Raw genomic sequence first — 20,438 nt, forward strand, 5'->3', positions numbered from 1 at the left:
TTGGGTCTAGGAGTGCTTGGACCCGTGTCCGGGAATTGGCTTTCTGGCCCTAATCTGACGGGTTCTCAGGGGCTCTCTGACGTCAGGTTGGGGTGTGCTCTATTCGGATGAGAGCGTCGTGCCCTGGCGTAAACCACGCACCGCAATTACACAGTTCGGGCCTACTATGACTGCGGTCGTCGTCGGTGGTGGCACTCAACCCCGAGTCTGCAGCGCTCAAGTAGTGGGCATCTTTTCAATCTCGACGAGACTCTGTGGTTCGTTCTGAGAGTCTGCCGACTTGATCAGTTCGAGAAAGGCGTGGGTTGCTGGGCTCGGGTTAAAGCTGCTCCAGGCGACATATTCTGAGCGCGACGGCCCGTCGGTGATCGGAATACTGACCAAGGCTGGGTGGCGCGGAACGTAGCCCGCTGGCAGCAATGCCACCGCCAGATTATGGCGAATAAGATCGATGGTGAGGTCCGTGGCCATTGACTCGAAGGCCACTTCGCGATGGATATTGGCTGCTGCGAATGCTTGGTCACTTTCGTCACGCGCCGGAGTTCCGCTGGGGAAGTCAGCGAATGTCTCCTGGGCCAAGTCATGCAGCTTTACTTCTCGGGCGTTCGCCAGTCGGTGTTCTTGGCTGGTGACTGCTACCAGCGGATCTGAACCCAAATGTCGCCACGAGACTCCCTTTGGTTGGCGGTTTTCCGGAAGCCCCAGAAAACCCACATCGAGATCTCCGCGTGCAATAGACGCCTCGAGTTCATCGCTGCCACCTACCTGCAACATGATGTGAATTTGAGGGTGTGCTGTGCGAAACGCTTGGAGAAGATCAGAAACGTCAACGGCAGTAACGGTGGGAATGACCCCGACGCTGAGGCGGCCCGTGATGTGTCCTGCGACCGCCGCTGCGTCAACTGCTGCGCGTTCTGCGGCAATCAAGGCGGTACGTGCCGCAGCAACGAATGCCGAACCGGCAGCAGTTAGTTCAACTCGCCTGCTCGTCCGGTTGAAAAGGGTCACCCCCAGTTCCTCCTCCAGTCGCTTGATTTGGTGACTCAAGGCCGATTGCACCACGAAGCATCGAGCCGCCGCGCGGGTGAAGTTGCCTTCCTCAGCGACGGCCACTACGTAGCGGAACTGTTGTAACTCCATGGATCCATGATCCATATCGATTGGTGTGATGACAAGTATGTGTTGGACTCATAGACCTGGGTCACAGCAAGATGGCATTACACAAGAAAAAGACCACGAGTGCACACAGCGTCCGAAAGTTCGAGCGCTACACCGGTGGTCTTCTTAGATCGAGAAGGAGATCAGTTTTGATCAGGCACGTATTCATGTGGCAGGCAGCAGAAAACGCTGAAAATTCAGCCATCCTTGACCTTCTGACCCAGCTTTCAGACAAGCTGACGGTTATCCGCAGCTGGGAACTGGGCGGTCACGTCGGCGAGCCCAACGAGAACGGCGAGCCGTGGGACGGTGTCCTGATCACGGACTTCGAATCCTGGGCCGATCTCGAGTCCTACTCTTCCGACCCCTTCCACGAAGAGATCGTACAGCAGTTGCTCCCCATGGTGCGCAGCCGCGCGGTCGTCGACTTCATTCGCGAGGCTGAGTAATCGTGACTGCGAACATTGCAGAAACCAGGGCCGGTATCAAGGTCGCGTCGAGCCCTTATGGTGCCGACGATGAACTTGGTGCGTTGAACACTCTGGCTTTGGCGGCCCAGACCAACGCCCTGGGTCGAGTGGACACCTCCAAGGTCTATGACCTGAGCGTGGACTACTTCGTGGGCATGCCGAGTTTCCAAGCGGCTGGTGATCCGTCCTACCAGATCTTCATGAGCCACACACCGGACGGAACAGTCGTCGACAACCTCAACGGTGCGGGGGACCAGGTCAACCAGCACGTCTGCTACTCGGGCGACGTCGTGTTCCTCTACACCCACACCGGCACCCACATCGACGCCCTGAACCACTTCGGCGTCGACGGAGCCATCTACAACGGTTTCACAGCCAAAGAACACCTGGGCAGCCGCAATTGGACCAAAGGCGGTGTGGACACAATCCCACCGATCATTGCCCGCACGGTACTGTTGGACATCGCCAAGCTCAAGGGCGTGCAGTGCCTTGAGGACTCCTACGCCATCACGGTCGAAGACATCCAGGACGAGCTGCAGCGCACCGGCCTGACCATCGGGCAGGGCGACGTCGTCTTTGTTCGCACGGGACGGATGGCTTTCTGGCCGGACGGCAGCAAGGCACTTGGCAACCCTCCAGGCCTCAGCCTTGACGCGTCCCGTTGGCTCACCGCCCAGGGAATCAGCGTCATCGGCGCGGACCAGGAGTGCGTGGAAGTTGGCCCCAGCCACCACGAAGACAACTGGCTTCCCGGACACTGCCATTTCCTCGCAGAAGCTGGCGTACCGATGATCGAGCTGCTGAACCTGGAAGAACTCTCGGCAGATGACGTCAACGAGTTCTGCGTCATCGCCGCGCCAATCCGCCTGAAGGGAGCCACGGGAGCACCAATCCGCCCCATGGCCCTGAAGCTGAACTAAAGCCGCCAACACGGATAGCAGTTCGTCCGTTCAGGTCTTGTTTGAGCTGAACGATAATCCACATAACCACGGGGGAGCCCAACGGTGAACAGCAGACCGGAACAAATGTCCGGTTCGCTGGAGAGATGACCACCACGGGCTATTAGTTCCAAGTTTCAAAGGAGAAACTCATGGATCTCAAGGGCACTAACAACACGGTCGAGGTGACGGACGCCTTATACCGTACTGGTTCCGACGAGGACCAGATGGGCAAGTGGTCACTGCTGATGGCGTTTTACGGTATCGCCAGTGCCATGTTCATGCTCTACATCGGCGCAGCGATGGCGGTCACCTACGGCACGATGAATGCCATCATCGGCCTTGCCCTGACCATCGTCGTCTACAGCTTGATTAACCAGGTGCTTGCCAAGCACTCAATCAACAACCGCACGACGGTGGCCCGGTTCTCACGGACCATTTTGGGTAAGGCCGGCACCATTATTGCCAGCGTGATTCTGGCTCTGACCGCCATTTACTACGCCGTCTTTGAGGGACTCATCGTCGTGCACGCTTTCCGCACGGCGTTTGGCGGAGAAAACTGGATCTGGAGCCTTGTGGTGGTTGCCTACTCCACCCCCTTGATTCTCGGTGGGGTTCGGCGGTTCCTTGACAAGCTCAACGGGTGGCTGCTTCCGCTGTACCTGCTCGGGCTTGTCGTCATGGTGGCCTGGGCGGGCATCAAGTACGGATTCTCGGATGCATGGCTGACCCATACCCCGGGGCCTGAACTTCCGTTGGCTGCCGGGGGCCCTGGCTGGCTCGCGACCTTCGCGGCATATTTGGGTGTATGGGTGTTGATGATGTACGTCATGGACTACGCAGCACTGGGCAAGCGCAAGGACACCAAGTTCCACCAGAAGTACACTTTCGGCTGGCTGTTCTGGGTCATCACCTACGGCGTGAATGCTCTGGTTGGCATTTTCCTGACCTTCACCATTCCCGGTCTGGACGTATCGGAAACGGGCCTCTCAGGCGGTCTCGTGGGGTTGATGGGACCGATCGGGCTCCTGCTCGTGCTCGTGTTCCAAACCCGCATCAACACGGCGAACTACTTCATCGGGGCGGCCAACATCCAGGAATTCGGCGAACGTCTGTTCCGCGTGAAGCTCCCGGCAGCCTTCTGGGTCATCGTATCCTCCGTCATCATCTACCTGCTGATGCTGTTGCCGATCATCCAATACCTGCTCCTAGCCCTGGCATGGCAGGGTGTGCTGGTCAGTGGGTGGGTAGCCATCGCCCTGACGCACATTGTTCTGAACCGGACACGCCAAGAAGAACACGGCCTGCTCGGAGACGAACATTACAAGCAGGTCCACTACCCCGGAATGATCGCCTGGATCGCAGCGACCGTGGTGGGCATCTTCCTGACCAGCGCGTTCCCGTGGGGCGCGACATGGGGTCCGATCGCAACCGTCATCGTGGCCAGCGGCCTGTACGCAGGATTGAGGGGCGCTTTCAAGCAACACAGTGCCCTGCACCTGCACACCAAAGCCGGGACCACACCGGCCTAAACGGAGGCGGGGTAACGGCCATCAACACAGCCAGAACCCCGCCACACCGGACCGAACGCATACGTCACCCAGAACGAACCGGCGTACGCAATACACAACAATGAAATTGGAGAACCACCAATGAAACTCGGAGTATTCCTTCCGAATGGTCAAAATGGATACACCATTTCGGAAAACGCACCGCAGTACGAGCCCTCTTTCGAGCACTGCTTGGAGATCGCCCAGGAAGTCGAGAAGATGGGCCTCGACTTCGTCCTTTCGATGATCAAGTACCGCGGTTTCGGCGGTAAGACCAGCTACTGGGAGGGCTGCCTCGACTCGGTCATCCTGGCCACCGGCATCGCCGCATTGACCAGCAAGATCGATGTGTACGCCACGCTTCCGATCATCGGTATTCCTCCTGTCATCGCAGCCCGTCAGCTGGCTACCTTCGACGAGGTCGCCAAGGGCCGCGGCGGAGTGAACCTTGTCACCGGCTGGAACCGCCCGGAATACGATCCCATGGGTCTGTGGCCCGGTGACGAGTACTACGACAGCCGCTATGACTACGCTGCCGAGTACGTGCAGATCCTGCGCGGGCTCTGGAAGAACGGACGCACCACCTTCAAGGGCGAGTTCTTCGACATCAAGGATGCAACCTGCCTGCCAACCTCGGGCCGGGAACTGCCCATCGTCACGGCCGGCCAGTCGAAGAAGGGCCAGGACTACACCGCGCACCACGGCGACTACAACTTCGTCTTCGGAGACCGCGAACTGTTGCCGCAGATCACCAAGCCGATGCTCGAAGAAGCAGAGCGTGTTGGACGCACCGTAGGAACCTACGCCCTTTTCACCGTGATTGCCGCAGAAACCGACGAAGAGGCCTACGCACGGACCCAGCACATCATCGATGGCCGTGACCTCGAAGCGCTCAAGAACGTTGCCGGCAGCGCCGCACTCGATCCCCAGACCGGCGGAACTAGTGCACACTTCATTTCCGGGCTCAACGCTCCCGCAGAAGAGGGCAACCTGACGTTCATGAGCTTCCCGGTCATCCACGGATCCTACGAAAACGTCGCTGAACAGATCGCGACGATGGAACGTGACACGGGAGTTGCCGGCGTCCTGATGGCATTCGTGGACTACGTGCCGGACGTGAAGGCCTTCGGCGAAAAGGTTCTGCCGCTCGTCCGCGAGAAGCTCGCCGCACTCCAGCCTGCCTAAGAGGTCACCGTGCACTTCCGGGCGGCCCTGGCCTGCAACATCGTTGCCTCACCAGGGCCGCCCGGAAGTCCCCGCCGGACTCCCGGCCAGCATGTATCCATCTATCCACGTCGCGTATCAAAGGCCTCGGTATGGGAAAGTTCTCGGGCACGACCACCTCGGGTCGTGACAAGGCATACACGCATCTGCGCGAAAGTGTCCTCACGGATCCGCAGATGCAAGGCCAGTTCATCAACGAGACGGATCTGGCGGCTGAGCTTGGCATCTCCCGTACCCCGGTCCGGGAAGCGTTGATGCTCCTGGTCTCAGAAGGCCTCGTCGAGCTGATCCCGCAACGTGGCGCCTACGTCCCGGCCATCTCCGGCCGAGAGATTTCCGAACTCATGGAACTGCGCAGCATCTTGGAAAGCTACGCATCCCGCCTCGTCATCGCTGAAGGGCGCGTGCCCGCCGAAAAGATGCAGGCCACACTCGGCCTCCAAGCCGCAGTCCCCCACAACGATGACCCGGAATCCGCCCGCCATTTCCTCCGCCTTGGCACGCTTTTCCACCAGCAACTCATGGACGCCGCCGGAAATGACCTCATTTCCCGGACGTACAGCAACCTCCATGTCCGGCAAACCCTGGCAGGCGTCAGCGCCGCGTGCCGTGCCACAGGGCGACGCCAAGCCGTCTGCTCCGAACACCAGGAGATACTCGATGCCCTGGTCTCCGGGGACGTCGTCCAGGCCCAGAAAGCCATCGATGAGCACCTGGCATCGACCCGGGACAACCTGCTCCGCAACTGACCGGAAAATGCCGGGCCCACACCAAGAATCACGCACAAAAGGAGTTCTTCCATGCGCCTCGCAGTCGCCCAGATCATCAGCGGCGCCGACCCGACAGCCAATCTGGGTCTCGTCCGGCAGTACGCCACTGAGGCCAAGAAAGCCGGAGCCGAGTTGGTCGTTTTCCCTGAGGCGGTCATGCGCGCATTCGGTCACTCCCTACACGACATAGCCGAACCCATCGATGGTCCCTGGGCCAACGAGGTCCGCAGCATCGCAAAAAACCTCGACCTTGTCATCGTCGCTGGCATGTTCACACCAGGCCGAGACGGACGCGTCCGGAACACTTTGCTCGTCACCGGACCCGGCACCGAAACGTCGTACGACAAAGTACACCTCTTTGATGCCTTCGGATTTGCCGAATCCGACAGCGTCGATGCAGGCCAGACCCCGGTGACGTTCGAACATAACGGCACGGTCTTCGGCCTGGCCACGTGCTACGACGTCCGTTTCCCGGCGCTGTTCTCCGCCAATGCCAACGCCGGAGCCCAGGTGAACATCGTCTGCGCATCGTGGGGATCCGGAGAGGGCAAAGCCGAACAGTGGGACCTGCTGGTCCGTGCACGGGCCTTGGACAGCACCACGTTCGTCATCGCTTGCGGCCAGGGCGACCCGGAAAGCATCGGCGCCGGACCCGCCGACGCAACTCCCACCGGCATCGGCCGGAGCGCGGTGATCTCACCGCTTGGCACCGAATTGGCCAAGCTCGGCGGCAACCCCGAACTCGTGGTCGTGGACATTGAACCCTCACAGGTCCTCGAGGCCCGCCACAAACTGCCGGTACTGGCCAACGCCCGCCAATTCTGAATCCGTGCACGTTCCCGTCAATAGATCCTGACCACGAAGAAGTGAAGTTACCCCATGACACTAAAAGCCACGATCGTCGTAGGCAATCCCAAGCCGCAGTCCCGCACCCTCGAGGTGGCAAGGAGCCTCGTTGAAAAGCTCCTGGCCCCCGGCACTTACGTCCTCGAAATCATTGATCTTGCCGATCACGTCACCGAAATCTTCGCCTGGCCCTCGGATGAGATGGCTGCATTGAATGCGCGCGTCGCCGAGAGCGACTTGGTCGTTTTCGCCTCCCCGACCTATAAGGCAACCTACACAGGCCTCCTGAAGGCATTCCTGGACAGGTACCCAAGTAACGGGTTGGCTGGGGTCACGGCCATCCCCCTTCACACCGGAGGCGACCTGACTCACGCCATGGGCCCCACAGTGAACCTTGCACCGCTGTTGGCTGAGCTGGGTGCGGTGGTTCCCGGGCGCGGTTTCTACTTCGTATCCAGCCAGATGGACAAAGTGGAAGAAATCACTGCCCAAGCGGCGGCGGAATACGCAGCCAATCTCGGCCGTGTCGCCAACATCGCCGCGTCGTTGTCCGCTCCGGTGTCCTAAGGAAACGAGCATCATGTCCCTGGCCCAAAACCATGCAATCGTCCACGGCCCGGCGTTTGATCCGCGGGTTTTCCGTGACACGCTCGGTCACTACGCCTCAGGTATCACCATCATCAGCGGCATCGACGAAGAGGGCCCGATCGGCTTCACCTGCCAATCCTTCTATTCCGTCTCCACCGAACCTCCCCTGATCTCCTTCAGCGTCATGACCAACTCAACGACCTACCCGCGGCTGCGCGAGACCGGAAAGTTCGTCGTCAACGTCCTCGCCCACGACCAGGACACCGTCTCCAACCAGTTCGCCCGCAAAGGCACCGACAAGTGGGCCGGCATCGACTGGTCCCAAACCAACGCCGGCAACCCCGTCATCGCCGACACCCTGATGTGGCTCGACTGCGACATCTGGGCAGAACACGAGGCCGGAGACCACTACATCGTCATCGGCCGCGTCAACGAAATGAGCCCGGCGACCTGGCACAAAGAAGAACCACTGCTCTACTTCAAAGGCCAATACCGCCACCTCCGCGGCCTCAACGCCACAGAATAGTCCAGCTGGCTGGGGTGGAGCCATTGGGGGACGCGAGGGCCGGTCTCGTGTCGGATGCCGATCCCGTCGGATATGAGGCTTGATGCAGACCCATCACAACAAAGGATAAGGACAAGCGATGTCAAACCATACGTACAGCATTTCGGAAATCGTCGGCACGTCGGATCAGGGAGTGGATGACGCTGTAAAAAAGGCAGTAGCCCAGGCGGCCACGACTCTGCGGCACTTGGACTGGTTCGAGGTCAAAGAAATCCGGGGTCACTTGGAGAACGGACAAGTTGCTGACTGGCAAGTCACCATCAAACTCGGCTTCCGGCTAGAAGAGCACTGACCCACCCTCGTAGCGCGGCCTCGGGGGCCGCTGGTTTCCAGCGGCCCCCTGTCACCTTCCCCTCAGGTCCGGTAGGACCGGTCACCGGCGCTAGGCGCCCCTCTCCCGCAGATTTGGCATCGACATGGAGTACGAAAACAATGACAATCGGCTTCAGGGCTGGCTCCGTGCCCTGGCCGCCATTGGTGCGGCGGTGAACACCTCGGTGTCGTTGAAGGAACTACTGGATACCGTCGCCAGAACCGCCTGCCAACTGATGTCGTACGACTTTTGTGCCGTCACGCTTCCCGACGAAAACGCCTCCTCCTTGCTCATCCGTGGATCCCATGGTTTGTCAGCGGAGTACATCCACCGCGTTAATACCTCACACCCCATACCTCTTCTTCCGGGTCCGACGATGGCACCTTCCAGCGGGGCGTTTCTGTCCGGAGAATCAGTTCAGGTCACCGACACCCGCACCAGCCCGGCATTTGCGACATGGGCTGGGGTCGCGCGGGATCAGGGGTTCATCTCGACGATCTCGGTGCCTTTGGTCTCAGCCGGGAAGGTCGTCGGAACTCTCAACTGCTACACCAAGGCCGAACACGTCTTCGCCGAGGATGAAGTCTCGCTCCTGAGAATGCTGGCTGACCAGGCAGCAATCGCCATCATCACCTCCCGGTTGCGCGCTGCCCAGGCCATGACTATCAGCGACCTCAACAGGTTGAACGAGTCTTTGGAAGAGCAATTCGACCTACAACGCCAGGCCGTGGAAATCCACACCCGGTTGACGGCCTTAACACTCGAAGGTGGGGGAGTGCCGGCGGTGGCAGATGCTTTGGCCCAGCTCCTGGGCCGGCCCGTCGTTGTTCAGAGTGCCACCGGTTCGCTGATGTACAGCGCTGAATCCGGTGGCGAACATCTGGGTGCTCTATTGATCGACGCAGGGACCGGAGACTACAGCGCTGTCCTTGATGTACCACCGGAGCCCGGACCAGCCGACGCCCCTTACGGATTACGCGGCGCTGTCCGCGCTCCGGTTCTGATCAAGGACGAAGTCGTGGCGTGGATCTGGACCTCCGGTGAAACCGGTACCCTACGAGCGCTGGACCGCCGCGCCATTGAGCAAACCTGCACGGTGCTGGCACTGGAGTTGCTAAGATCACGTGCTGCGGCTGAGGCTTCATGGCGGGATTCAGGGGAAATACTTTCGGCCTTGCTCGCCGGCGTCCGGCACGGGACAGCGGCGCTGCTCAGCCAGGCGGGAAGACTTGGCCACGATCTCTCCCGCCAGCACGCAGTGTTTGTGCTCAAGCCCGACCCAACCCGAGGGGGACCGAAGCCCCATCAGCTTCCCTGGCTTTTCGAGCGACTGGCGGACAAGCACGAACCGCGACCGCTCTTGGGCCTGCACGATGGCTATATCGTGGCGCTCTTGCCTTTGACTGGCGGCTCACTGAACGGGACGGAAACCTTCGCCCGCATGATGCGCGAAACGTTCCACATGCGGGGTCAACACGACAACAACATGGTTATGGCCGTCGCCGGGCCGGCGTTGGGGATGCCCGACTATCCTGAGATCTTCTCCATGGCCCGGGGTGCCGTGGAGCTTGCCGCCATGCGGGGACTGGGCGGGAAAACGCTGACACTTGAAGATCTGGGGATGGCCGGGTTGTTCCTGCAACTGCCGGACGTCACCAAGCTCAGCGCCTATGTCGATCGAATCGTCGGTCCGCTTCGCCACCGCGATCTGGCAGAAGGCACCGCCTTGCTTCCTACCCTCAGGGTCCTTCTGGCCTCCGATCTGGACATGCGCGAAACCGCTGAACGGATGTTTGTCCACCGAAACACGGTGAACAAACGGAGGAAGCGTATCGAGGAGATACTCGGCATCGAGTTGAGCAGCGTGGAGGCGTTGGCGCACCTCGTGGCGGCGCTAAGCGTCGAGGACGTCATGGAGGCAGGCACCAGATGAGAACCCAACTCGGTGGTGTCACCGCCACCACCACAGGGACCGATTCGTGTCAGCCAGACCATTTCACGGATACCGGAACTGAAACACACTTTAAGTAGACGGTTGCCGCTGACGGGCAACGAAGCAAAAGGAGTAGGAAATGACCACAAAGAACGGATCGCGCGCCATCATACTCGGCGGCTCAATCGCCGGGCTGACTGCCGGGCTGCTGCTCCGGGACCAAGGCTTCGAGGTCACGGTCTTTGAACGCAGCTCCTCCGAACTCTACGGGCGCGGCGGTGGGATCGTACTGCAGCCGGAGATGCTCCGATGGTTCACCGAGCGCAGCATCAGCGCGCCTGAAGAAGTCGCTACAGTCACCAAGTGGTTGCGGTATCTCGGCAGCGACAACCAGGTTCTGTTCGAGGAACCGGCTGAATGGCGTTACAGCTCCTGGAGCACGTTGTATCGGGCGCTGCTGACCGACTTCGGGCAAGAGAACTGCGTCCTGAACGAGTTCGCCGTCGGTTTCACCCAAGATTCAGACACGGTCGAGGTCCGCTTCGCCAGTGGACGCACCGAACAGGCAGAACTTGTCGTCTTTGCCGACGGGATCTCTTCGGTGGGACGTGAACGTCTGAATGGAGACGTTCCGCTGCACTACTCCGGCTATGTCGGCTGGCGGGGGACCGTGCCTGAAGGCGAAGTTTCCAAGGAGACCTTCGACCTGCTCAGCGACGCGTTCACCTACTCCTTCGCTCCCAACACGCACATCGCCATGTACCCCATTCCGGGCCCGGAGGAGGCTCTGACCGTTGGCAACCGGCTCCTGAACTACGTCTGGTACCGGAACATGCCCGAGGGCACGGAAGCTGAAGAGATCTTCATCAACAAGCGTGGTGCCCGAAGCGGCGTGTCCATTCCGCCAGGCCTGGTACAGGACCGCTTCATTGAGCAGATGAGGGCAGGGGCCGAAGTGCTCGCCCCTGCGGCGGCCGAACTGGTCCGGAGAACGGAGCAGCCTTACATCCAGCGCATCGTCGACGTTCGCTCCGAGCACATGGCCTCAGGCAGGGTCGCCGTCATCGGTGACGCCGCTTTCGCCGCCCGTCCCCACGCAGCTGCCGGTACAGCGAAGGCGGCAGCGGATGCCTGGGCCTTGGCGGATGCCCTCGAAAAGGCCGGCGGTGACATCCCGGAAGCACTCCAGCAATGGGAACCAGGGCAATTGCGGATCGGCAACGCCCTGCTGGAACGTGCAGCCAACATGGGCAACAGCTCCCAGTTCGCGAATTCCTGGACACCCGGGGACCCCGCCATGCGATTCGGTCTTCTCGGCCCGAGGGAGTCCTTCAACTACTGACCGAAAGCTTCGCTCCGGGGTGGAACCGGTAGCCAGAGTCTCTGCGTGAGAACAGGAGCACTGGCTGGTCGAAGCTGCCCCCGATCGAAGGAGATCGCCCATGACCGCCCACACAGCAACCGTGCCGGGACGGACCTCTACATGTCGTTCAGCACAGTGGATCGGCTTCGGACTGGCCAACCTGGCAGTCGTTGGAGCCTTGTCCCTCTCCAGTTGGTACTTACTGGCGGACCCGCTCCTAAGCCCTGTGCGACTGTACCCGATGCCGTTCAACGCTTTGGTCTTCTGGGCCATGCTGTTCTTCGTCTTTGCAGGTTTCATTTGTGAATTTGCAGGTTTCAGGACACTCAGACAGCCGTTCCGGGGCCTGGCCATCATGGTCGCAGCGTCCCTGTTCGCCGTAGCCGTTACCTGGTTCCTGGCCCACCTCCTGGGAGAAGCCCACCCTGACTTCGCAGCAGACCGGCCGCAAGGAAAGGGCTACCTGGCGGGGCGTTGTTCGTCCTCTTCGGGTTCGTCACCTGGGCGATGTCCGTCCAGAACTGGAAATTGTGGCCTTCAACGTCGTTCCGTCTTCCTCAACCCCTCTCGGGGCTGGTCCAAATTGTGATCCTGGCCTTCCCGGCGCTTGGCCTCTACCTGGTGTTTGGTCTCCCGGCGCTGTCGGCGACGACCACTGCTGCGCTGATGCCGCTGGATACGGTTCTGGGTTGGTTCTACTCCGTGGTCGTTTCGATCACGTTGACCGGACAAACCATGGACAACTGGCCATGGCATCAGATCGGCGGAGGAAGGCCAGGCAGGGTGGCTGCGGCGTCAAGCATCGGAAACCTGGTTCTTGGAACGGGGCTGTACTTCGCAATGACCGGACTGCTCCATGTACTCCTGGGCCAACAAACTGTTTCAGAGCTTGGAGCGTCCTTCGCCCAGTTCCCGGCGCAACTGGGCGTGTGCTGGGTCTTCTGGATGATTCTGTGGGCCACCGCTTTCGGGAACCGGCCCACCGCACTGCCCGCGGCCGGAAACCTGGTGGCCCGGGCGGCGCTGACGTTCACCCTCGGTCTGGGAACCTTCGCCCTCTACTACTCCTTCGCCGCTGACCAGATCCTTCACGAACCAGCAGTAGCGACAGGTCTCCACGGCGATGCCCTGGGCTTCATCGACCTTGCCGTGCTGTGGACATTCTTCTACGTCCTCGGCTTTGACTCCTACGGGCTTCGACGGCCCGTCCCCGGGCCAGCGAACAACCTGCAGGACCCACCCGCACTCGTACCGATCACCAGCAGTCCAATAAGAAAGTTTATGAAATGACACAGACCACCGTTCAACCCGAAGACGCCACCCTGGTTGACCCACACACCGCGCATAAGTCTGCGGGGCATGTGATTGTTGACAGCCTTGTTGCTCATGGTGTGGAGCGTGCCCATGTGGTGCCGGGGGAGAGTTTCCTGGATGTCCTGGATGGGTTGCATGGTTCGGGGATTGAGACCATCGTGTGCCGTCATGAGGGTGGTGCGGCGTATATGGCTGAGGCTGACGGGAAGATGAACCAGGTTCCCGGGGTTGCGATGGTGACCAGGGGTCCTGGTGCTGCGAACGCCCATGTTGGGTTGCATACGGCGTGGCAGGATTCGACGCCGATGGTGTTGTTCGTCGGTCTCATTCCGTTTGCCCACCGGGACCGGGAAGCGTTCCAGGAGTTCGATATCAAGGCCTGGTTTGATACCGGTGCCAAGCGGGTGATGGTCCTGGACCATGCCGAACGGGCCTCGGAGATTGTGGCCGAGGCGTTCTTTGCGGCGATGAGTGGCCGTCCCGGTCCGGTGGTCATTGGGCTGCCCGAGGACGTGATCCGGCAGCAGGTTCCGGCGGCCCTGCACCCCCCGATTCCGGTCGCGGCCGGCGGAATGACGACCGCGGATTCGGAGGCGCTGGCCACGGCGCTGGCTGGCTCGTCGAAGCCCTTGTTCGTGACCGGCGGCAATGACTGGTCCCAGCAGGGCGCCGATCAGTTGACGGCATGGCTGGAGAAGCACAACATTCCGGCCGCCGCGGAGTGGCGCACCGAAGGGACGGTGCCGTTCAGTTCACCCTCGTATGTGGGTCCGATCGGGTACGGACGTCCGCGTCCGACCTATGACCTGCTGGAAGAGACCGATCTGCTGGTGTTCGTCGGCACGGTCCCCGGGGATGTCATCACGGACGGATTCTTGTGCCGTCAGGACTGGAACAAGGAAAACTTCCTGGTCACCATCGATCCGTCCCTTCGTGGCCGTTCCGGGGCGGTCACGTACCAGATCGTGTCCAAGCCCGACGTATTTGTCCGGGATCTGGCCAAGATTGATCTGCCGGTCAAGGATGAATGGCGGGATTGGACGGCCAGGATGCGTTCGGAACAGGAAGCCTTCGCGCAGCTTCCCTCCGCGGACCCGGGGCAGGGACAAGCGAAGATGGACACCCTCATGGCCAACCTGGTGCCCGGTTTGCCCCAGGATGCCATGGTCACCTTCGGTGCCGGGGAGCATACGAACTGGGCGCACCGCTACTTCCCGACCGAACGCTACGCCTCGATGATCAGCGCCAGGAACGGTTCCATGGGCTATTCCGTTCCTTCAGCGATCGCTGCCTCTCTGGCGTATCCGGGGCGGCGGGTCGTAACCATCGCCGGTGACGGGGAGTTCCTGATGAACGGCCAGGAGCTTGCCACGGCGGCGCAGTACAGCGCGACCCCGCTCGTGGTGGTCATGGACAACCAGGAATACGGGACCATCCGCACCCATCAGGAACGCCACTACCCCTCCCGTGTCTCGGGCACCCAGCTGAAGAACCCGGATTTCGCCCTGATGGCCCAAGCCTTCGGCGGGTTTGGTATCCGGGTGGAGAAGGACTCCGAGATCCCTGAGGCACTCACCGCCGCCCTGCGGGCCATCGACGAAGAAGGGGTTTTCGCCTTGATCCATCTGATCGTCGAACAACGCGTCAAAGCCTACTAACTCCCTGACAACCCCACCCAGCCCCGGCCGGCTCCCGGCCTGAGCAAAAAGACAACATAGATTTGGAATGGAAGAAACGATGAGTGTTCCCGCACTGGCAGAAGCAGACGTACTCGACTCGGTTCCCACCGGGCTGCTGATCGATGGGCAGTGGCGTCCCGCCGCTGCCGGGAAGACGTTCGACGTCGAAGACCCGGCCACCGGCAAAGTCCTGCTCAGCATCGCCGACGCAGCCCCTGCAGACGGGGCCGCGGCGCTGGACGCCGCCGATGCCGCCCAGGAGTCCTGGGCGCAGGTGTCACCGCGTGAACGCGGCGAAATCCTTCGCCGCGCTTTCGAGCTCGTCACCGAAAGGGCAGAGACGTTCGCGCTGCTGATGACCCTGGAAATGGGCAAGCCCCTGGCCGAAGCCCGCGGGGAGGTTGCTTACGCGGCCGAGTTCCTGCGCTGGTTCTCCGAGGAAGCCGTCCGGACCTTCGGCCGCTACTCGGTAGCCCCTGACGGCAAGTCCCGGATCCTGGTCACGAAGAAACCCGTAGGCCCGTGCTTGCTGATCACACCGTGGAACTTCCCCCTGGCCATGGCCACCCGTAAAATCGCCCCGGCCGTCGCCGCAGGCTGCACCATGGTCCTGAAGCCAGCGAAACTCACCCCGCTGACTTCCATGCTGTTCGCCGCCCTCATGCAAGAAGCCGGCCTCCCGGCCGGTGTCCTGAACGTCATCCCCTCCGCAAGCGCCGGAGCCACCACCGGGCCGCTGATCAAAGACTCCCGCCTCCGGAAACTCTCCTTTACCGGCTCCACCGAAGTCGGCAGGCGGTTGCTCGCCGACGCGTCCGAAACGGTCCTGCGCACCTCCATGGAACTGGGCGGCAACGCACCCTTCATCGTCTTCGAAGACGCCGACGTGGATGCCGCCGTCGACGGTGCCATGGCCGCCAAACTGCGGAACATGGGCGAGGCATGCACCGCAGCGAACCGGTTCATCGTCCACGAAACCGTCGCGGACGAGTTCGCCGAGAAATTTGCGGCGAAAATGAAGACGATGACCACTGCCCGCGGCACTGAACCCGACTCCAAAGTCGGACCGCTCATCGACGCCAAGAGCCGGGACAAAGTCCACGAACTCGTCACCGACGCCATCACCGCCGGAGCCACACCCATCACCGGCGGCGCCCCGGTGGACGGACCCGGCTACTTCTACCAGCCCACCATCCTCAACGGCGTCACCGAGGGAAGCCGCATCCTCACCGAAGAAATCTTCGGACCCGTCGCCCCCATCACGACCTTCAGCACCGAAAACGACGCCATCCGCCTGGCCAACAACACCGAATACGGGCTCGCAGCCTACGTCTACACCAACGACCTGAACCGCGGCCTCCGCATGGGCGAAAAACTCGAAACCGGCATGCTTGGCCTGAACGCCGGCGTCATCTCCAACGCCGCCGCACCCTTCGGCGGCATCAAACAATCCGGACTCGGACGAGAAGGCGGCCTCGAAGGCATCGAAGAATACCTCTACACCCAATACATCGGCATCAACAACCCCCACGCTGACTAACCAACCCAGCTTAGGCTGCTTCCTTTCCCACCCCGCATGACGGGGAAGGAAGCAGCCCGGCGGACATCAGCCCCTTTTGAGCAACGCCTGCCACTGGGGTCCGGGCCGCGGGCGAGAGACGGGAATGCAATGCGAATAGCGCGACTACTAACCGGTGAAGGCATTCGCCATGCCGTCTACCTGAACGAGGAATGGCACCACATTGATGACCCATTCGCCCCGGTTCCGACATTCCTGGGCCCGGTGACCTCGGCGGAGACTGCCACACTGCTGGCCCCGATCAGCCCGGCCGTCGTTGTCGGTATCGGGCACAACGACAGCGACCACCCGTTACCGATACAGCCGTGGCTCAAATCAGTGCACACCGTTGCCAACCCCGAAGACACCATCGAACCACCCCGGGACGCGGAAACTGTCAATGTGGAGGGCGAACTTGCCGTGGTCATTGGCAGGACGGCCTTCAATCTTCGGGCAGACAATGCCCTGGACCATGTTCTGGGCTACACCATCGCCAACGACGTCACCAACACCGGCCAGGCGCTGCTGGACGAACGACTCTTTCAAGCCAAGTCCGGCACCCATTACACCCCCTTGGGTCCATGGATCGAAACGGACATCGTAGACCCCGAAAGCCTGAGCATCGACGTCACCGTCAATGGCCGGTCCGAGGCCGGCTCCGGCACCTTCAACCTTCCCTCCAGCGTGATCGAGTGTCTGGTCCACGTAACCAAGTGGATGGCGCTGGAACCCGGGGACATCGTCCTGACCGGGGCCCCCGGCACAATTGTCGAAGTCCGGCCAGGCGATACGACGTCGATCACCATTGAAGGCATCGGCACCCTGACCAACACCGTTGCCTAGCCTATGTGCAGCCACCCCCAACACAGGGATTTCCCCAAGACCTTCGGATGGACGGCCATCATGCAAAAGATCCCGAACTGCCCACGAGCGTACAAGCCCAGTGTTCGGCGCCTTCAGCCACCCCGGCGCGCAGCCTCCTTTTCTCGTCTAACCCGGCCGCTATGGGTGGACAGGGCTGGATTCGGAGCTCGTTCCCAGGTGAGGGCGTGCCGCGCATGAGCGAGGCGATCAGCTGGAAGAAGCTGCGGCGGGGTGATGTTGTCACCGTGAAACCGGTCCATGGCCGGGCGATGGAGGCAACGATAGACGACTACTTTCAAGACCGCAGAATGGTCTGGATACGTTTACACGATACTCAGGAGCGCCGGATCATCACGCCGCGTGACGGTATCGAGATTGTTCGAAAGTGACAATCATCCAAGCAGCCAGGGCCGCCCCTCTCGCAACGTTGGGTGGCCCTGGCCACTTAATTTCGGTGTCCGGGTGGAATCAGTGGAGGATACCGCGACGAATGGCCTGGGCGACAGCGGACGCCCGGTCCGAGACCTCAAGCTTTTCGTAGATGTGCTGCAAATGCGTCTTAACAGTCGTCAGCGAGATGTGCAGCTCGTTGGCAATCTTCTGACCCGAATGCCCGTCGGCCGCCAGACGCAGAATATCGACCTCGCGGGCGGTGAGCGTCGGCCTTTCAGGGGTGTCTTGGCGGGTCCTTAGTTCGCGGGCCAGGACGTCCTGGGCGAACGGGGCGATAATGGTTCCACCGGCACCGATACGCAGGACTGCATCCGTGATTTCGTCGAAGGACGCCGCTTTTTCCAGGAACCCGCGCGCACCATGTGTAAAGGCTCTGAACACCGTTTTGCTGTCCATGTACGCGGTCAGAACAAGGATGCTCGTCGGCGCCGCTTCAGCAAACAATGTCTCAAGGACTTCCATGCCGTCGAGTTCGGGCAGTTTCAGGTCCATGACTGCCACGTCCGGCTTAAGTTCGCGAATAGCTGCCAGTGCGCTCTTGCCGTCTCCAGCGGAACCCACAACCTCGATTTGGGGCACGTTCTTCCAGTTCTGCGTCAGCCCCTCCCGGTAGACGGGGTGGTCATCGGCGATGAAAACAGTGAAAACCTTCATGCCTGAGCCAACGCCTGGCGAACCGTCCGCGCAAAATGCTCAATATCGAACGGTTTCGTGAGGTAGTCCAGTATTCTCATGCTCCTGAGTTCAGTTATGCGGGCCGGCGTTGCATCTGCGGAAAGAATTATCACCGGTATGTCCTTTGTACGCTCGTCCTCCTGTAGAAGTTTAACGACGTCTACCCCTGACATGTCGGAAAGATTCAAATCCAGCAGGATGAGTTGAGGTGTTTTGTCCCGGGCCAAAGCCACCCCGGACTCGCCGCTTGTCGCGGAGATCAGGTTCAGCCCGCCCATCCCGGAAATGATGTTCTCGACCAGACGGATGTTGGCGTAGGTGTCTTCAATCTGCAGGATCGTAGCATGAGCCGCATCGGTGGCAACGACGGCGCCCGTTTCAGGGACCGACTCGACGGGCTCCTCCACGGGGGCAGGGGCCAGCGGCATGTCCACGTAGAAAGTTGACCCCTCTCCCGGTGCTGTATGTTCGATACCCAAGGAACCGCCCATTTCCTCAACAAGCCTCCGGGACAGGGCAAGGCCCAGGCCCGAGCCCTCAACCGAGGCGGACTGATCAAGGCGCACGAACGGCCTGAACAGCCGCTCCACGTCTTCCTCACCCATCCCGGGTCCCGTGTCCATGACCAGAAAACGCAACACCCCGTCCCCGGCCTCGCACCAGACTCTGACCACCCCTTGGGGACTGTTGAACTTCACAGCGTTGCCGAGCAAGTTGATAAAGACTTGCCGGAGCCGCTGCGTGTCCGCCAGGACGTAACGGTGCAAGGCGCCATGCAGATCGCTGGCGATTTCAATGTCCTGCGCCGCGGCCAAAGGCCGCACAAGTTCGAGGGCCTGGTGGATCGACTCGATGGCCGGTACAGGAGCTGAGGCAATGCCCGGTGCTCCGGCCTCAATCCACGTGATGTCCAGGACATCATTGACCAGTGCCAGGAGGTGTTTGCCAGCATCAAGGATATGGCTTGCGCTTTCGGCTGCGCGAGGGCTGAGGGGAAGATCCTGGAGCAGCTGCGCGAAGCCCAGGATCGCATTCAACGGTGTCCGCAGCTCGTGACTCATTCTGGAGAGAAATTCACTTTTCGACCGATTGGCACGCTCGGCCTCATGCATCGCTTCACGAGCGGCCCTTTCGGCCCGTTTACGGTCAGTGATGTCCGTGGAGATCGCGCCCAAAGCGTATGGCTTGCCGGCGTCATCCAGAAGCGGGAATTTAATGGACAGCCAACGACTATCCTCATCCAACTCGGACTGGTCCCGGTCTGTCGCCAAGAGTTCCTCGACTTCGATTGAGCTGGCAGTCCTGATGACCATGTCATCATTACTGGAATAGTTGTCGGCCACTGCCTTGGGAAACAGGTCGTAATCGGTCAGCCCGATGATCGACTCTGCCGTGATCCCAAAGCGCCGCGCGTAATAGTGATTGGCGATAAGGTAACGACCGTCAAGGTCCTTGACGTACATCAGCGCCGCCGAGTTATCCAAAAGATCCTTCAACTGCCTGATTGTCGAGTGCAAGTCGTGTTCGATGGATTCCCGATCCGCCAGGGCCGTCAACTGAACAACCAGATACTCGGCAGGGTCTCCAGGTACCTTGAACGTTTTGACCTGCGGGCGGAAGGCTGCCAACTGATCGCCCAGATGAACTGTCAGGGTCCGATCGTCAGCGGGCGCAGAAAGGGACGTTGCAACTAGCCTTACCAAGGCCGGCGTGACCGCTGTCCGATCCGGCTCCCCGGCTGACTGGTCCGCACCGTGCAGCAACGCCTCGAGCCCACTGTTCCCTCCGAGAAAGACCAGCCCCTCAGGAGACTCCTTTCGAAAGATGGCAGTCGCCAGGGGAGATGCGTCAAAAGCGCTTTGTTTCAGTCGGCGAAGTGCCTCATCAGGGCTCACGGCAATAGTCTTTCACGAGGGTCGGTACGACCGGCAGGTGCAGCAAAGACCAATTCATGCATCACAGATCATCTCTTGTACTCATCGCCGGATCCCGATTAATTGATGGGAATGGAAGTCGACCCGGTTCTTTCCAATACCGGGCCGACGATATATGGCTGAGCAGCTACCTACCCGCGACGGCAAGAAGATTTTCCCGGGAAGGATACTGCCACTCGACCCATTGGAGCGGAAGGCCAACCCGTTCAGCAACGACGGAATGGGTAACGGAGTCAGGCCCAC

General features: G+C 60.8%; 19 protein-coding genes. 16 read left to right on the forward strand and 3 right to left on the reverse strand.

The window, feature by feature from the left end; translation table 11 throughout:
- Positions 1–216: 216 nt before the first annotated feature.
- Positions 217–1,140, reverse strand: coding sequence for a LysR family transcriptional regulator (locus tag ACIPV6_RS18205; RefSeq protein ID WP_400272225.1), 924 nt, complete (start codon positions 1,138–1,140; stop codon positions 217–219).
- 167 nt (positions 1,141–1,307) lie between these two features.
- Between ACIPV6_RS18205 and ACIPV6_RS18210 the strand changes: the two genes are divergently transcribed.
- The 16 genes from ACIPV6_RS18210 to ACIPV6_RS18285 all read left to right on the forward strand — a co-directional run bounded on the left by ACIPV6_RS18210 (position 1,308) and on the right by ACIPV6_RS18285 (position 17,522).
- Complete coding sequence (locus ACIPV6_RS18210) at positions 1,308–1,607, forward strand: Dabb family protein (protein WP_400272226.1); 300 nt, start codon at positions 1,308–1,310, stop codon at positions 1,605–1,607.
- A gap of 2 nt (positions 1,608–1,609) precedes the next feature.
- Positions 1,610–2,548 carry a cyclase family protein gene (locus tag ACIPV6_RS18215; RefSeq protein ID WP_400272227.1) on the forward strand — a complete coding sequence of 313 codons (939 nt, stop codon included), beginning with the start codon at positions 1,610–1,612 and terminating at the stop codon, positions 2,546–2,548.
- 170 nt (positions 2,549–2,718) lie between these two features.
- A complete protein-coding gene (locus ACIPV6_RS18220) occupies positions 2,719–4,098 on the forward strand; it encodes a purine-cytosine permease family protein (RefSeq protein WP_400272228.1) in 1,380 nt (459 codons plus the stop codon).
- A 120-nt stretch (positions 4,099–4,218) separates the two neighbouring features.
- On the forward strand, positions 4,219–5,301 hold the full coding sequence (locus ACIPV6_RS18225; RefSeq protein WP_400272229.1) for an LLM class flavin-dependent oxidoreductase: 1,083 nt from the start codon (positions 4,219–4,221) through the stop codon (positions 5,299–5,301).
- Between the two features lie 131 nt (positions 5,302–5,432).
- Positions 5,433–6,089, forward strand: a complete 657-nt coding sequence (locus ACIPV6_RS18230; RefSeq protein ID WP_400272230.1) for a GntR family transcriptional regulator — start codon at positions 5,433–5,435, stop codon at positions 6,087–6,089.
- A 51-nt stretch (positions 6,090–6,140) separates the two neighbouring features.
- Positions 6,141–6,935, forward strand: coding sequence for a carbon-nitrogen hydrolase family protein (locus tag ACIPV6_RS18235; protein WP_400272231.1), 795 nt, complete (start codon positions 6,141–6,143; stop codon positions 6,933–6,935).
- Between the two features lie 54 nt (positions 6,936–6,989).
- On the forward strand, positions 6,990–7,523 hold the full coding sequence (locus ACIPV6_RS18240) for an NADPH-dependent FMN reductase (RefSeq protein ID WP_400272232.1): 534 nt from the start codon (positions 6,990–6,992) through the stop codon (positions 7,521–7,523).
- Positions 7,524–7,536: 13 nt separating this feature from the next.
- Entirely contained in the window at positions 7,537–8,070 is a 534-nt protein-coding gene (locus tag ACIPV6_RS18245; protein WP_400272233.1) for a flavin reductase family protein, read from the forward strand.
- A 118-nt stretch (positions 8,071–8,188) separates the two neighbouring features.
- Entirely contained in the window at positions 8,189–8,401 is a 213-nt protein-coding gene (locus tag ACIPV6_RS18250) for a dodecin (RefSeq protein ID WP_400272234.1), read from the forward strand.
- 124 nt (positions 8,402–8,525) lie between these two features.
- The gene (locus tag ACIPV6_RS18255; RefSeq protein ID WP_400272235.1) at positions 8,526–10,355 is read left to right on the forward strand and encodes a helix-turn-helix domain-containing protein; all 1,830 of its coding nucleotides are present in this window, start codon (positions 8,526–8,528) and stop codon (positions 10,353–10,355) included.
- A gap of 139 nt (positions 10,356–10,494) precedes the next feature.
- Entirely contained in the window at positions 10,495–11,697 is a 1,203-nt protein-coding gene (locus tag ACIPV6_RS18260) for an FAD-dependent monooxygenase (RefSeq protein ID WP_400272236.1), read from the forward strand.
- 495 nt (positions 11,698–12,192) lie between these two features.
- Positions 12,193–13,008: a hypothetical protein gene (locus tag ACIPV6_RS18265; RefSeq protein WP_400272237.1), complete on the forward strand. Its 816-nt coding sequence runs from the start codon at positions 12,193–12,195 to the stop codon at positions 13,006–13,008.
- Entirely contained in the window at positions 13,005–14,690 is a 1,686-nt protein-coding gene (locus ACIPV6_RS18270) for a thiamine pyrophosphate-dependent enzyme (protein WP_400272238.1), read from the forward strand. The genes ACIPV6_RS18265 and ACIPV6_RS18270 overlap by 4 nt, the downstream gene beginning before the upstream one ends.
- A 79-nt stretch (positions 14,691–14,769) precedes the next feature.
- Entirely contained in the window at positions 14,770–16,251 is a 1,482-nt protein-coding gene (locus tag ACIPV6_RS18275) for an NAD-dependent succinate-semialdehyde dehydrogenase (RefSeq protein ID WP_400272239.1), read from the forward strand.
- Positions 16,252–16,380: 129 nt separating this feature from the next.
- The gene (locus ACIPV6_RS18280; protein ID WP_400272240.1) at positions 16,381–17,112 is read left to right on the forward strand and encodes a fumarylacetoacetate hydrolase family protein; all 732 of its coding nucleotides are present in this window, start codon (positions 16,381–16,383) and stop codon (positions 17,110–17,112) included.
- A 215-nt stretch (positions 17,113–17,327) separates the two neighbouring features.
- On the forward strand, positions 17,328–17,522 hold the full coding sequence (locus tag ACIPV6_RS18285) for a hypothetical protein (RefSeq protein ID WP_400272241.1): 195 nt from the start codon (positions 17,328–17,330) through the stop codon (positions 17,520–17,522).
- A gap of 79 nt (positions 17,523–17,601) precedes the next feature.
- Here the strand turns inward: ACIPV6_RS18285 and ACIPV6_RS18290 are convergent, their stop codons facing one another.
- Entirely contained in the window at positions 17,602–18,240 is a 639-nt protein-coding gene (locus tag ACIPV6_RS18290) for a response regulator (protein WP_400272242.1), read from the reverse strand.
- A complete protein-coding gene (locus ACIPV6_RS18295) occupies positions 18,237–20,156 on the reverse strand; it encodes an ATP-binding protein (protein ID WP_400272243.1) in 1,920 nt (639 codons plus the stop codon). The genes ACIPV6_RS18290 and ACIPV6_RS18295 overlap by 4 nt, the downstream gene beginning before the upstream one ends.
- Between the last annotated feature and the right edge of the window lie 282 nt (positions 20,157–20,438).

Source organism: Paenarthrobacter sp. NPDC089988, from assembly GCF_044748465.1.
GTDB lineage: Bacteria > Actinomycetota > Actinomycetes > Actinomycetales > Micrococcaceae > Arthrobacter.